Annotated in this window: 15 protein-coding genes; 8 read left to right on the top strand and 7 right to left on the bottom strand. The window is 72.1% G+C overall.

Annotated elements, in window-relative coordinates; genetic code table 11:
* Positions 1–118 precede the first annotated feature (118 nt).
* Both QN315_RS10605 and QN315_RS10600 read left to right on the top strand, forming a co-directional pair.
* Positions 119–718, top strand: coding sequence for a hypothetical protein (locus QN315_RS10605; RefSeq protein ID WP_323989239.1), 600 nt, complete (start codon positions 119–121; stop codon positions 716–718).
* A gap of 101 nt (positions 719–819) precedes the next feature.
* Entirely contained in the window at positions 820–1,191 is a 372-nt protein-coding gene (locus QN315_RS10600) for a hypothetical protein (RefSeq protein ID WP_246285575.1), read from the top strand.
* A gap of 123 nt (positions 1,192–1,314) precedes the next feature.
* On the opposite strand, the gene hemH is transcribed toward QN315_RS10600, so the two are convergent.
* From hemH to QN315_RS10585, 3 genes are all read right to left on the bottom strand, one after another.
* Positions 1,315–2,340: a ferrochelatase gene (hemH, locus tag QN315_RS10595; protein WP_323989238.1), complete on the bottom strand. Its 1,026-nt coding sequence runs from the start codon at positions 2,338–2,340 to the stop codon at positions 1,315–1,317.
* Positions 2,341–2,429: 89 nt separating this feature from the next.
* Positions 2,430–2,600 carry a hypothetical protein gene (locus QN315_RS10590; protein ID WP_323989237.1) on the bottom strand — a complete coding sequence of 57 codons (171 nt, stop codon included), beginning with the start codon at positions 2,598–2,600 and terminating at the stop codon, positions 2,430–2,432.
* 230 nt (positions 2,601–2,830) lie between these two features.
* Positions 2,831–3,904, bottom strand: coding sequence for an A/G-specific adenine glycosylase (locus tag QN315_RS10585; protein WP_323989236.1), 1,074 nt, complete (start codon positions 3,902–3,904; stop codon positions 2,831–2,833).
* Between the two features lie 9 nt (positions 3,905–3,913).
* On the opposite strand from QN315_RS10585, the gene QN315_RS10580 reads away from it, so the two are divergent.
* Complete coding sequence (locus QN315_RS10580; protein WP_408904507.1) at positions 3,914–4,414, top strand: DciA family protein; 501 nt, start codon at positions 3,914–3,916, stop codon at positions 4,412–4,414.
* Between the two features lie 140 nt (positions 4,415–4,554).
* Positions 4,555–4,920: a hypothetical protein gene (locus QN315_RS10575; RefSeq protein ID WP_323989235.1), complete on the top strand. Its 366-nt coding sequence runs from the start codon at positions 4,555–4,557 to the stop codon at positions 4,918–4,920.
* Here the strand turns inward: QN315_RS10575 and QN315_RS10570 are convergent.
* The 3 genes from QN315_RS10570 to QN315_RS10560 are packed head-to-tail and all read right to left on the bottom strand — an operon-like array spanning position 4,905 to position 6,665.
* Positions 4,905–5,576, bottom strand: a complete 672-nt coding sequence (locus tag QN315_RS10570) for a phosphoribosylanthranilate isomerase (RefSeq protein ID WP_323989233.1) — start codon at positions 5,574–5,576, stop codon at positions 4,905–4,907. The genes QN315_RS10575 and QN315_RS10570 overlap by 16 nt on opposite strands.
* Positions 5,577–5,583: 7 nt before the next feature.
* Complete coding sequence (gene pyrF / locus QN315_RS10565; protein WP_323989232.1) at positions 5,584–6,291, bottom strand: orotidine-5'-phosphate decarboxylase; 708 nt, start codon at positions 6,289–6,291, stop codon at positions 5,584–5,586.
* Positions 6,288–6,665 (bottom strand): LapA family protein, encoded by a 378-nt coding sequence (locus QN315_RS10560; RefSeq protein ID WP_323989231.1) that lies wholly within the window; start codon positions 6,663–6,665, stop codon positions 6,288–6,290. The genes pyrF and QN315_RS10560 overlap by 4 nt, the downstream gene beginning before the upstream one ends.
* Before the next feature lie 142 nt (positions 6,666–6,807).
* Between QN315_RS10560 and QN315_RS10555 the strand changes: the two genes are divergently transcribed.
* The 4 genes from QN315_RS10555 to QN315_RS10540 all read left to right on the top strand — a co-directional run bounded on the left by QN315_RS10555 (position 6,808) and on the right by QN315_RS10540 (position 10,459).
* Positions 6,808–7,098 (top strand): hypothetical protein, encoded by a 291-nt coding sequence (locus QN315_RS10555; protein ID WP_323989230.1) that lies wholly within the window; start codon positions 6,808–6,810, stop codon positions 7,096–7,098.
* 99 nt (positions 7,099–7,197) lie between these two features.
* Complete coding sequence (locus QN315_RS10550) at positions 7,198–8,622, top strand: dipeptidase (RefSeq protein WP_323993393.1); 1,425 nt, start codon at positions 7,198–7,200, stop codon at positions 8,620–8,622.
* Between the two features lie 23 nt (positions 8,623–8,645).
* Entirely contained in the window at positions 8,646–9,674 is a 1,029-nt protein-coding gene (pdxA, locus tag QN315_RS10545) for a 4-hydroxythreonine-4-phosphate dehydrogenase PdxA (RefSeq protein ID WP_323989229.1), read from the top strand.
* Positions 9,671–10,459, top strand: a complete 789-nt coding sequence (locus QN315_RS10540; RefSeq protein ID WP_323989228.1) for a pyridoxine 5'-phosphate synthase — start codon at positions 9,671–9,673, stop codon at positions 10,457–10,459. The genes pdxA and QN315_RS10540 overlap by 4 nt, the downstream gene beginning before the upstream one ends.
* Positions 10,460–10,536: 77 nt before the next feature.
* Here QN315_RS10540 and tldD read toward each other — a convergent pair whose 3' ends face one another.
* Positions 10,537–11,997, bottom strand: a complete 1,461-nt coding sequence (gene tldD / locus QN315_RS10535) for a metalloprotease TldD (protein ID WP_323989227.1) — start codon at positions 11,995–11,997, stop codon at positions 10,537–10,539.
* Positions 11,998–12,130: the final 133 nt, after the last annotated feature.

The raw sequence follows: 12,130 nt of genomic DNA, 5'->3' as shown, positions 1-12,130 counted from the left end.
TTGAAAGAGCGTCATCCCGCCCGTGCCGCGTGGTTCGGGTCGTTACACATCGATACGCCGGTGGCCTCAAACCTCCTGCGGCGGATGCTTATATTCCGGTGCAGTGGAGGGTTGGGTCATGCGGCGATTTTTGACGGCGGGTATGGCGATGATGCTGGGCGGGTCGATGCTGGGGGGCGTCGCGGCGCCGGGCGCGGCCATGGCGCAGCATGGCGGTTTTCATGGCGGCGGCGGCGGCTTCCATGGCGGCTATCACGGGGGCTGGGGCGGCGGCTGGCACGGCGGCTGGCACGGCGGCGGCTATGGCTGGCATGGCGGCTATGGCGGTTATGGCTGGCATGGTGGTTACGGCTGGCGGGGCGGCTGGGGCTATCACCCGTACTGGGGCGGCGGGGGGTGGGGATATCCCGGCTGGGGCTGGGGATGGGGTTGGCCGCTGGCGTTCGGCGCCGCTCTGGGCGTCGCCGCCGGTACAGCGGCCTATGGCGGGTATTATGATTATTACGATTATCCGCCGCCAGCCGCCGCCTATGGGCCGCCGGCGGGCTATGCGTATCCGGCGCCGGCCTATCCGAGCCAGTCCTATACGCCGCAATCCTATCCGGCCCAGCCTTACGGTGCCGCGCCGGAAACGGCCCCGCCGATGCAGTCGCCGGTCGTGCAGTGCAGTCACGGGCTGGTGTTCAACCGGCTGACCGAAAGCTGCGACCGGCCATGACGTCATAGCGTTGACATAGTCCGCTGCATGATGGGGTACGGCGGCCGGGGCGGGGCCATCCGCCCCGGCCGCCCGTGTTTTTTTGCAAATGGACGAAACATATGCTGACGAACGGAATGCGCGGCCTGCCGCTGCTGGCGGCAGCCGCCCTGATGACGGCGGGCCTGGCGAGCGGGGCGCGGGCGGAGCCCGGCGGTTGCCTGAAATACGGCGCGGCCGGCGCGGTCGGCGGCCACCTGGTCCATCACGGGGTGGTGGGTGCCATGGGCGGATGCGCGGCGGGCATGTATAAACGCCATGAATACCGCAAGACGGTCCGGGAAAAGGCGGCGCTCTACGACAAAGAGCACCCGGTCGATCCGAATCTCAGCGCACTGGAACGCTATCGCGCGCGCAAGACCGACGAGCAGAAGGCGACCCTGTGGGACGCCGAGCATCCGCCGGGACCGCCGGCCGGGCCTTCCGGCCACTGAGCAGGGCCACCGAGGGACGAATGACGGGGAACGCATGATGGGGCGGCGCGCCGGGCGAAGGTCCGGCGCGCCGTTTTTTCGAACCCCGAAACCCGCCTTACGAAAACGGATTATCGGGGAAAATCATCCCAGCCAGCCGAACAGTTCCTGCCTGGCCAGCGTCTCCAGCAGGTCGATCGCCGGATCGGTGGCGTTCAGGCAGGGGATAAGGGCGAAATCCGTCCCGCCGGCGGCGGCGAACGCGTCGCGCAGTTCGTGGCCGATCTCGTCGAGCGTTTCGATGCAATCTGCCAGGAAGCCCGGCATGATGACGGCGACGCGGGTAATGCCCTGCGCCGGCATGGCGGTGACCAGCGGCGCGGTATAGGGTTCCAGCCAGCGCGCGGGGCCGAAGCGCGACTGATAGGTCAGCGGCATCATCTCCTCGGGCAGGTCCAGCGCGCGGCGCAGCGCGGCGAGGGTGCGCGTGCATTCCTCGGCGTAGGAATCGCCGCGCTGCACGTAATCGCGCGGCAGGCCGTGGAAGGAGGCGACGATCCGCTGCGGCGCGAAGGGCAGCGCCGCCAGCCGGGCGCGCACCGAGCCGGCCAGCGCGTCGATATAGAGCGGATGGTCGGGGAAGGACGGCACGGTGCGGATCGCCGGCTGGTTGCGCAGGCGCATCAGCGCGCGGAACGCCTGGTCGTTGGCGGTCGCGGTCGTCGTGGCGCTGTATTGCGGATAAAGCGGAAAATGCAGGATCCGCGTGCAGCCGCGGCGCAGCAGCGCCGCGATCGCCGTCGCGACCGAGGGCGTGCCGTAGCGCATGCCCCATTCCACCGCGACCCCGTCGGGGGCGAAGCGCGCGGCCAGGGCCCGGGCCTGGGCGCGGGTATGGGTGCGCAGCGGGCTTTCGTCGCCGTCCGCATGCCAGATCCGCCGGTAGGCGCTCCCACTCCGCCGGGGACGCAGCGCCAGGACCGGCCCTTGCAGGATCGGCTGCCAAAGCGCGGGACTAGCCTCGATGATCCGGCGGTCGGAGAGGAACTCGGACAGATAGCGCCTGACGGCCCCGTAGCCGGTACCCTCGGGCGTTCCCAGGTTGGTCAGCAGGATGCCGACGCCCGAAGGGGCGGTCGGCTCGGTCGCGCGGACGGTCAGAAATCTCATGATGTGACCGTGCTACAGGATCGGGCGGATCCTGGCAAAGCCCGCGCGCACGGGCGGCGCGTGGCGGGACGGGGCCGGCGGTCGGCCGGTCAGCGGTGGCGGCGCACGCGGCCCCGGGTTGCGCGAATGGGGGTTGCGCGGACGGGGATCGCGCGCGGCGCGGGGGCGCGGCATGCGTAAAGCGCGGCACAGCCCGCCAGCGCGGTCATGCAGGCCAGCGGCAGGGGCGACGACAGAAAGGCGGCGATCACGGCCATCATGCTCTCCATACCCCGTCGACAAGCCGGGCACGCCATGAAACATGGCGGTGTTCCGGGGCTTGGCCAAGCCTGCGGCGGTGTCAGCGGCGGTTTTATGCCCAAATCGGTCATCCGCCCGCGTCGTTCAGTCAACAGCGCCGGTTCGGCGTCCGTCAACGAAAAAATAACCTCCCGACTCGGGTACCAAACCCGGGTACCAAACCCGGGCACCGGTCGCGGGGCCCGGATCGTCAGGGCACGCCGGTCGGCCGGTCCGGCGGGGTCGCGGCCAGGCATTTGCGCATCAGCGACGGCAGGGCCAGCCCGTCGAGATCCCGGGCGGCGAAGACCAGGCCGCCGGCCTGGGCGGCGCTGTTGGGAAAGCGCCCGATCCGCGCCGCATACACGTCCACATGCAGGGTGAAATGGGTGAAGACGTGCGTGACCCGTCCGGCCTGTCGCCATGGGCCGGGCAGCGGGGCATGGGCCAGTGCCTCGGATTCCGCCCAGGGTTCCGCGCGCCACTCGGTGCCGGGCAGTTCCAGCATGCCGCCCAGCAGCCCCGATGCCGGCCGGCGGCGCAGCAGGATCTGCCCGGCGGCGTCGGTCGCGCGGAAATGCGCGCCATGGCGTACCGGCCGGGCGGCGCGGGGGGCCTTGGCCGGCAGGGCCGCGGCGATGCCCTGGCGCAGCCCCGCGCATTCGCCCTGCCAGGGGCACAGGGCGCAGGCGGGATTGCGCGGGGTGCAGATCCCCGCCCCCAGGTCGAACAGCGCCTGCGCGAAATCCGACGGCCGCGCCCGGGCCGGCTGCGAATCGTTCAGGGTCGCGGCGTGGCGGGCCAGGGTGCGGCGCGCGGCGGGCAGCGGGTCGGTCAGCGCGAACAGGCGGGCGGTGACGCGCTCGACATTGCCGTCGACGGGCACCACCGGCAGGCCGAAGGCGATCGCCCCGATCGCGGCGGCGGTATAGGCGCCGACCCCCGGCAGGGCCAGCAGCCCGTCGAGCGTGGCCGGGAAACCGCCGGCCGCGGCCACGACCCGGGCGCAGGCATGCAGGTTGCGCGCCCGCGCGTAATAGCCCAGCCCCGCCCAGGCCGCCATGACGCGATCGGTCTCGGCGCGGGCCAGGTCGCCGATGGTGGGAAACAGGTCCAGGAAACGGTGGTAATAGGGAATGACCGCGGCGACCGTCGTCTGTTGCAGCATGATTTCGCTGAGCCAGACATGATAAGGATCGGCGGTGCGGCCGGGGGCCGCCCGCCAGGGCAGAATGCGCCGGTGGCGGTCGTACCAGCGCAGCAGGTCGGCAGAGGAAGGAGGCACGGGTCGCTTATGACGAAGGATCGTACCGACGGCAAGCGCACCCGCGCGGCCGCCCCGCCTCCCCAGGCGCCGCGCGCGCTGGCGATGCGCAGCCTGGGCGCGCTGATGCCCGCCGTCACGCGCCCGGCCTTTCGCCGGCAATCACCGGCTTCGGCGCAGATCATGGCCGACTGGGCGGACATCGTCGGGCCCGATCTGGCGCGGGGCACCGTGCCGCGCCGGCTGTCCGCCGGGGTGCTGACCCTGGGCTGCGCCGGGCCGATCGCGATGGAACTGCAGCACCTGGCGCCGCAATTGATCGCACGGATCAACCGCGCCTGCGGGCGCGAGGCGGTGCGGTCGCTGAAGCTGGTGCAGGATATGGTGGCCCAGGCCGCCCCGCCGCCCCGCCCGACGCGCCGTGCCCCGCCTCCGCCCGTGGCGATTCCCGACATGCCGGACGGCCCGCTGAAGGACGCGCTGGCCGCCCTGGGCGCGCGGGTGCGCGAGCGCCAGGGCGGCGGCCGGTAGGGGGCGGTAGAGAGGCCGATAAAGGGGATCGGGCGGCCGGCCCGCGTGCCGCGCATGGCGCCGCCATAAAAAGGCCGGGATCGCGGTGCTATATCCTGCCGTATCAAGGTGACCGGATTCTTGCTGAAAGGGGCGCTCCGATGCGCAAGGTGGCTTTTCTGCTGGCGATGTCGCTGGGCGTGGCGGGCATGGCGTCCTCGACCGCGGCTATGGCGTGGGGTGGCCACGGCGGCTGGCACGGCGGCGGCTGGGGCTGGCATGGCGGCGGCTATCGCGGTGGCTGGGGCTATCGCGGCGGCTGGCGCCCCGGTTGGGGCTGGGGCGGCTTCGGGGTCGGCCTGCTGGCCGGCGCGGCGATCGCGGCGCCGTATTCCTACGGCTATGGCTACCGCTATCCGGCCTATGCCTATCCGGCGTACCGTGCCTACCCGGTTTATCCGGCCTATCCCGCCTATCCAGCCTACGCGTACCCGGCGTATCCCTACGCCTATTATCCGGGCTGGTAAGGGGACGCCGCCGGCGATTGCGCAGCAGTCTGGCGGGCGGTGCGGATAAAGCGCGCGATCAGATCCGGGTCCTTGCGGCCCGGGGCGCTTTCGACGCCGGATGACACGTCGACGGCGGACGCCGCGCTGCGTGCCACCGCCTCGGCCACGTTGTCGGGCGTCAGCCCGCCGGCCAGGATCCAGGGGACCGGGGCGCTCCACCCCCGGGTGATCGTCCAGTCGATGGCCTGTCCGTTGCCGCCCGGCCGGTCGGCGCCGGCGGGCGGGCGGGATTCGATGACCAGCCCGTCCATCCGGCTGGCGGCCGGCAGGTCGGCGGCGGCGGCCACGCCGCGCGCCTGCCAGACCGGCAGGCCGAAACGCAGGCGGATCGCCATGGCCCGCTCGTCGCCGGCATAGATCTGCAGCCCGTCCAGCGTGGCCGCGTCCAGCACGGCTTCGATCGCCGCGTCGGTCGGGGCGACGAACAGGCCGATCCGCCGCGGCCCGCCGGTGGGCACACGGGCGATCAGGCCGGCGGCCTGCGCGGGCGTTACATGGCGCGGCGAGCGGGGAAAGAACACGAACCCGACCCAATCGGCGCCATGGGCGATCGCGGCGTCCAGCCCCGCCGGCTCGGTCAGGCCGCAGATCTTGACGCCGATGGTGGGGGGCATGGCGCGGTCAGCCCACCAGTTCCGCCGCCACGGCGGCGGCGGCGGCGGCGGGGTCGGCGGCCTGGGTGATCGGCCGGCCGACGACGATCCAGTCGGCGCCGGCGCGGCTGGCCTCGGCCGGGGTCATGATCCGTTTCTGGTCGCCCGAGGCGGCGCCGGCCGGCCGGATGCCGGGCACCACCAGCACCGGCGCGGCACCCAGCCTGTCGCGGATCGGGGCGATTTCCAGCGGCGAGCACACCAGCCCGTCGGCCCCCGCCGCCGTCGCCAGCGCGCCCAGGCGCAGCACCTCGGCGCAGGGATCGTCGGGAATGCCGATGCCGTGCAGCGCATCCTGGTCCATGCTGGTCAGCACCGTCACCGCCAGCAGCAGCGGCCGTGCCCCGGCCGGGAAGGCGCGGTCGATCGCGGCGCGGGCGGCCGCGATCATCGCGCCGCCGCCCAGGGCGTGGATCGTCAGCATGGCCGGCCGCAGCGCCGCCAGGCTGCCGATGGCCGACCCCACCGTGTTGGGAATGTCGTGCAGCTTCAGGTCCAGGAACAGCGTGCCGCCATCCGCCACCTGCCGCACGGCATCGAGCCCGCGCGCATAGGTGAATTCCAGCCCCAGCTTGATGGCGTCGGCGCTGGGGGCCGTCTGGTCGCGCCAGCGTATCGCCTGGGCGGTGTCCTTGGTGTCCAGGGCGACGATCAGCCTGGTGCGGCGGGCAGTCATGGCAGCGGGGTCTCGCGATAGGGCGGCAGCGCCGCCCCCTGTGTATGGGCGGGTGCCTGGACGGGTGCCTGAACGGGTGTTTGTGCGGACGGGTTATAGGTTTCCGCCTGCTGGCGGCGCAGTTCGGCGGCCTGGTCCTCCAGCACACGGACCTGCTGTTCCGCGCGGCGCGCCCGCCCGCGCTGGCGCAGTTCGGCGAACCAGACCGACAGGGCGCCGAGGATGAAGAAGGCGGCGGCCACGATCAATGTCAGCACGCCGACCGACGATTTCCAGCTCCAGTCCAGGAACCAGATCGTGACGGAGTCCTGGTTGCAGGCGCTGAAGATGATCAGCACCAGCAGGAAAGGGACGGTGATGAGAAGACGCAACATGCTCTGCCTCCTACAGTTCGGCGGGGCGGACGGCAAGGCGCGCGGCGCCGCCGCACGGGATCGTGCCGGCGGCCGGCGGGAAGGGCCTTGATTCCGGTCCGGCCGTCGTGATGTCGTCATCCGGTTCGGGCGGAGTCTGCTCTTGAGTGAGATCATCGCGTTTCGTGGCAACGCGCGCAAGGATGACACGTTGTGGGCCGTCATCGCCACGGCCGGGCCGACACGGCGCATTGCCGATATCTATCCGGCCCGGCCCGCTGCCCTGGCCGATTGCGCGTGGCGCGCGCAGCAGGTGCGCGCCTACGCCCACCTGCTGCGCCAGACCCGCCAGCCGGTGCCCAGCTACAGCGTGGCGCCGATCCGCCGGGCCGACCTGCCCCGCGCCTGGCGGCCGCTGCCCGCCCTGGGGTTCCTGCGCGGCCAGTTCATCTGACCGGCGCGGGCGCGGCGCCATGGCAAGACGCCGGGCGTGGATTGCATTTCCGGCGGCGTCTTCGCACATTCCCTGCGATCGACGGACCATGGGTGGATGATGACGATAACGAACGGACGCGACCTGACTCCGGTGCTGGATCGGGTGGACCGCACGCTGGAGGCCAGTCTGGAGCGGCTGTTCGCTTTCCTGCGCATTCCCAGCATCTCTGCCCAGCCCGCCCATGCCGGCGATTGCCGCCGCGCGGCGGAATGGCTGTGCGCCGAACTGGCCGGGATCGGGCTCGACGCCTCGGTGCGGGAAACGCCGGGCCATCCGATGGTGGTGGCGCATGATCGCGGCGCGGCCGAGGGGCCGCATGTGCTGTTCTACGGCCATTACGACGTGCAGCCGGTCGATCCGCTGGATTTGTGGCACTCGGCGCCGTTCGAGCCGCAATTGGTGCGCGACGGCGATGGCGGGGGCGCGCGGATCGTGGCGCGCGGGGCATCGGACGACAAGGGCCAGGTGATGACCTTCGTCGAGGCCCTGCGCGCCCTGCGGGCCGAATGCGGGACCCTGCCGTTGCGCGTCTCGATGGTGATCGAGGGCGAGGAAGAGAGCGGCGGCGCCAACCTGCTGCCCTTCCTGCAGGCCAATCGGGACGAATTGCACGCCGACGTCGCCCTGATCTGCGACACCGGCATGCTGGAAGGCGGCGTGCCGGCGATCACCACCGCCCTGCGCGGCATGGTGGGCGAGGAAGTGGTGATCCGCGGCGCCGACCGCGACCTGCATTCGGGCATTTACGGCAACGCCGCGTGCAACCCGCTGGAGGTGCTGTGCCGCATCCTGGGCGCGGTGCGCGACCCGGCGACGGGGCGGGTGCTGCTGCCGGGCTTCTATGACGGGGTCCAGGACCCGCCGGAGGCCGTGCGGGCGCAGTGGCGCGCCATCGCGCCGTCCGATGCCGGTTTCCTGGGGCCGGTCGGCCTGTCGGTGCCGGCGGGCGAGCAGGGCTATTCGGCGGTCGAGCAGACCTGGTGCCGGCCGACCTTCGAGATCAACGGCATCAGCGGCGGCTATGCGGGGGACGGGTTCAAGACCGTGCTGCCGGCCGAGGCGTCGGCCAAAATCTCGTTCCGCCTGGTCTCGGGCCAGGACCCGGCGCGCATCCGCGACGCGTTCCGCGCCCATGTGCGGGCGATGCTGCCGGCCGATTGCACGGTCCGGTTCACGCCGCATGGCGGGTCGCGCGCCAGCGTCGTGCCGGCGGACGGGCCCAGGCTGCGGGCCGCGCTGGCGGCGCTGGGCGCGGAATGGGGCCGTCCGGCCGTGACCGTCGGCAGCGGCGGGTCGATCCCCGTGGTGTCCGAGGTGCGTCAGGCGCTGGACATGGATTCGCTGCTGATCGGCTTCGCCCGCGACGACGACCGCATCCATTCGCCCAACGAGAAATACGACCTGACATCGTTCCATCGCGGTATCCGCTCATGGGTGCGGGTGCTCGACGCGCTGGCCCGCGACGGGGCACGGGCGGGCTGAACATGCCGGTCGGGGAAGCGGGCATGAATGAGGCGGGCGTGAACAAGGCGGGCACGGGCGACGCGGGCGGCGGCCGGACGGTGCTGGCCGTGACGATGGGCGATCCGGCGGGGATCGGCCCCGAAATCACCGCCGGCGCCTGGCGGGCGCTGCGCGCGGGCGGCGGGCCGGCCTTCGTCGTGGCGGGGGACGACGCGCTGCTGGCGGCGCATGCACCGGTCCGCGTCGTGGCCGATCCGTCCGAGGCGGCGGCGGTCTTCGCCGACGCGCTGCCGGTGCTGCCGGTGCCGCTGGCCGTGCCCGCGCGGCCCGGCGCACCGGACGCGGCCAACGCTCCGGCCGTCATCGCGAGCATCGCGCGGGCGGTGGCGCTGGCGCGGGACGGCAGGGTGGGCGGCGTGGTCACCAACCCGATCAGCAAGCTGGTGCTGACGCAGGCGGGTTTCCGCCATCCGGGCCATACCGAATATCTGGCCGAACTCTGCGGCGTGCCGGGGCAGGCGGTGATGATGCTGGCCTGCCCGGAATTGCGGGTGGTGCCGGTGACGATCCATGTCGCGCTGCGCCGCGCGGTGGACGGCCTGACCACGGCGGAGATCGTGCGCTGCGGCCTGACCACCGCCGCCGCGCTGCGGCGCGATTTCGGCATCGCCGCGCCGCGCCTGGCCGTGGCGGGGCTGAACCCGCATGCCGGTGAGGGCGGGGTGATGGGGGACGAGGAAACGACGATCATCGCGCCCGCGATCGCGGCCCTGCGCGCGGCGGGGATCGCGACCAGCGGCCCCTGGGCGCCCGATACGATGTTCATCCCCCGCGCGCGGGCGCGCTATGACGCGGCGCTGTGCATGTATCACGACCAGGCGCTGATCCCGCTGAAGACGATCGACATGGCGGGCGGGGTGAACGTCACCCTGGGCCTGCCGATCGTGCGGACCTCGCCGGACCACGGCACCGCCTTCGACATTGCCGGCCAAGGGGTGGCCGATCCGTCCAGCCTGCTGGCCGCGCTGCGCCTGGCCGGCGAGATGAGCCGCAACCGGAGGTCCGCATGACCGGCGATCCCGCTTCCCCATCCCCTGTTTCCGCACCTCTTTCCGTACCCTTGTCCGGGGCGCGGAGGCTGCGGCTGGGCGTGAATATCGACCATGTCGCCACCGTGCGGAACGCGCGCGGCGGTACGCATCCCGACCCGGTGGCGGCCGCCCATGCGGCGGTCGCGGCGGGCGCGGACGGCATCACCGCGCATCTGCGCGAGGACCGGCGCCATATCCGCGATGCCGACCTGGCCCGACTGCGCGCCGAGATCGCGGCGCCGCTGAACATGGAGATGGCCGCGACCGACGAGATGGTGGCGATGGCCCTGTCGCTGCGCCCCCATGCCTGCTGCATCGTGCCCGAACGGCGCGAGGAAGTGACGACCGAGGGCGGGCTGGACGTGGCCGGGCAGGTCGCATGGCTGGGGCCGCGGGTGCGGGCGCTGGGCGAGGCCGGGATTCGCGTCTCGATGTTCATCGATCCTGACCCGGCGCAGATCGCGGCCTCGGCCGCCATCGGCGCGGCGGTGGTGGAACTGCATACCGGCGCCTATGCCGAAGCGCATGCCGGCGAAGGCCGGGCTGCGGAACTGGCGCGCCTGCGCGCGGGCGCGGCGGCGGCCGGGACGGCGGGGCTGGAAGTGCATGCCGGCCACGGCCTGACCTATGACAATGTCGGACCCATCGCGGCGCTACCGCAGGTCGTCGAACTGAATATCGGGCATTTCCTGATCGGCCAGGCGATCTTCGACGGGCTGCCGACCGTGATCGCCGCAATGCGCCGGGCGATGGATCGGGCGTGATCGCGGCCGGCCAAGGGGTCCTACCCCTTGGCCTTCGCCACTCCAGGGCCCACCCGGGGCAAAAAGCCCCGCGCCGATCAGGCGCCGGTGCCGCCCACGGTCAGGCCGGTCATTTTCAGGGTGGGCTGGCCCACGCCGACCGGAACCCCCTGCCCGCTCTTGCCGCAGGTGCCGATGCCGGGGTCCAGCGCCATGTCGCCGCCGATCATCGAGACCTTGGTCATCGCGTCGGCGCCGTTGCCGATCAGGGTGGCGCCGCGCACCGGAGCGGTGACGCGGCCGTCCTCGATCAGATAGGCCTCGGACGCCGCGAAGACGAACTTGCCCGAGGTGATGTCCACCTGGCCGCCGCCGAAATTCACCGCATACAGCCCGCGCCGGGTCGAGCGGATCATCTCCTCGGTCGTGGCGTCGCCGCCCAGCATGATCGTGTTGGTCATGCGCGGCATCGGCGCATGGGCATAGGATTGGCGCCGCCCGTTGCCGGTGGGGCGCACGCCCATCAGCCGGGCATTCAGCCGGTCCTGGATATAGCCGGTCAGGATTCCGTCCTCGATCATCACCGTGCGGCCCGACGGCGTGCCCTCGTCGTCGACCGTCAGGCTGCCGCGCCGGTCGGGCAGCGTGCCGTCATCCACCACGGTGACGCCGGCGGCGGCGACGCGCCGGCCCATCAGCCCGGCGAAGGCCGAGGTGCCCTTGCGGTTGAAATCCCCCTCCAGCCCGTGGCCCACGGCCTCGTGCAGCAGGATGCCGGGCCAGCCCGATCCCAATACCACCTCCATCTCTCCCGCCGGGGCCGGGACGGCGTCCAGATTGACCAGCGCCATGCGCAGCGCCTCGTCCACCGCGCCCTTCCACACGGCCTCGTCCAGCAGGCGGGTATAGGAATAGCGGCCGCCCATGCCGTGGCCGCCGCTTTCGCGCCGTCCGTCCTTTTCCACCACCACCGAGACGTTCAGCCGCACCAGCGGGCGCAGATCCGCGACGCGGGCGCCGTCGGCGCGGATGATCTGCACCGCCTGCCATTCGGCGGCCAGCGAGGCCGAGACCTGCACCACCCTGGAGTCGCGCCCGCGCGCATAGGCGTCCAGCGCCGAAAGCAGGGCGGCGCGCGACGCGAAATCGGTCTCGCCCAGCGGATTGACGTCGCCGTACAGGCGCCGGTTGGTGGCCTGCGGGGCGGCCGCCATGCTGCCCGACCGGCCGGCGCGCACCTGGGTGACGGTGTCCGCCGCGCGCTTCAGCGCGGACTCGCTGAGTTCGTCGGCATGGGCGAAGCCGGTTTCCTCGCCCAGGATCGCCCGCAGGCCGAAGCCGGACGAGGTGTCGAAGCTGGCCGAGCGGATGACGCCGTCATCCAGCGAGATCATCTCGCTTTCGCGGTATTCCAGGAACAGCTCGCCGTCATCCATGCCCTCCAGCGTGCGGCGGACCATGGATTCGGCCTCCGCCCGGCCCAGCGTCGCGCCGGCTCGGTCGAAGAACAGCCGGTCGGTCGCGGTCAGCGGGTTCAGGAACGGATCGGTGGGGCGCATGGAAGGACTCCGGTCGTCGCTGGAGGAGGGGGGCTGGATAAGGGGGGCTGGATAATGAGGGCCTGACGGATGATTGCATGTCATAGTCCCATCCTATGTGGGGCGAAACGGTGCCGTTGACGAGCCGCGCCGC

The sequence above is a fragment of the Nguyenibacter sp. L1 genome (assembly GCF_035199985.1).
Lineage (GTDB): Bacteria > Pseudomonadota > Alphaproteobacteria > Acetobacterales > Acetobacteraceae > Gluconacetobacter > Gluconacetobacter vanlangensis.
The sequence above is the reverse complement of the archived record's forward strand: the minus strand, read 5'-3'. Positions and strand labels throughout refer to the sequence as shown.

Excerpts from the sequence above, each read along its gene's own strand:
- QN315_RS10580 (WP_408904507.1), top strand. The coding sequence starts at position 3,914 with ATGACGAAGGATCGTACCGACGGCAAGCGCACCCGCGCGGCCGCCCCG.
- QN315_RS10570 (WP_323989233.1), bottom strand. The coding sequence starts at position 5,576 with ATGCCCCCCACCATCGGCGTCAAGATCTGCGGCCTGACCGAGCCGGCG.
- tldD (WP_323989227.1), bottom strand. The coding sequence starts at position 11,997 with ATGCGCCCCACCGATCCGTTCCTGAACCCGCTGACCGCGACCGACCGG.
- QN315_RS10605 (WP_323989239.1), top strand. The coding sequence starts at position 119 with ATGCGGCGATTTTTGACGGCGGGTATGGCGATGATGCTGGGCGGGTCG.
- QN315_RS10550 (WP_323993393.1), top strand. The coding sequence starts at position 7,198 with ATGACGATAACGAACGGACGCGACCTGACTCCGGTGCTGGATCGGGTG.
- QN315_RS10575 (WP_323989235.1), top strand. The coding sequence starts at position 4,555 with ATGCGCAAGGTGGCTTTTCTGCTGGCGATGTCGCTGGGCGTGGCGGGC.
- QN315_RS10600 (WP_246285575.1), top strand. The coding sequence starts at position 820 with ATGCTGACGAACGGAATGCGCGGCCTGCCGCTGCTGGCGGCAGCCGCC.
- pdxA (WP_323989229.1), top strand. The coding sequence starts at position 8,646 with ATGAATGAGGCGGGCGTGAACAAGGCGGGCACGGGCGACGCGGGCGGC.
- hemH (WP_323989238.1), bottom strand. The coding sequence starts at position 2,340 with ATGAGATTTCTGACCGTCCGCGCGACCGAGCCGACCGCCCCTTCGGGC.
- QN315_RS10590 (WP_323989237.1), bottom strand. The coding sequence starts at position 2,600 with ATGATGGCCGTGATCGCCGCCTTTCTGTCGTCGCCCCTGCCGCTGGCC.
- QN315_RS10540 (WP_323989228.1), top strand. The coding sequence starts at position 9,671 with ATGACCGGCGATCCCGCTTCCCCATCCCCTGTTTCCGCACCTCTTTCC.
- QN315_RS10560 (WP_323989231.1), bottom strand. The coding sequence starts at position 6,665 with ATGTTGCGTCTTCTCATCACCGTCCCTTTCCTGCTGGTGCTGATCATC.
- pyrF (WP_323989232.1), bottom strand. The coding sequence starts at position 6,291 with ATGACTGCCCGCCGCACCAGGCTGATCGTCGCCCTGGACACCAAGGAC.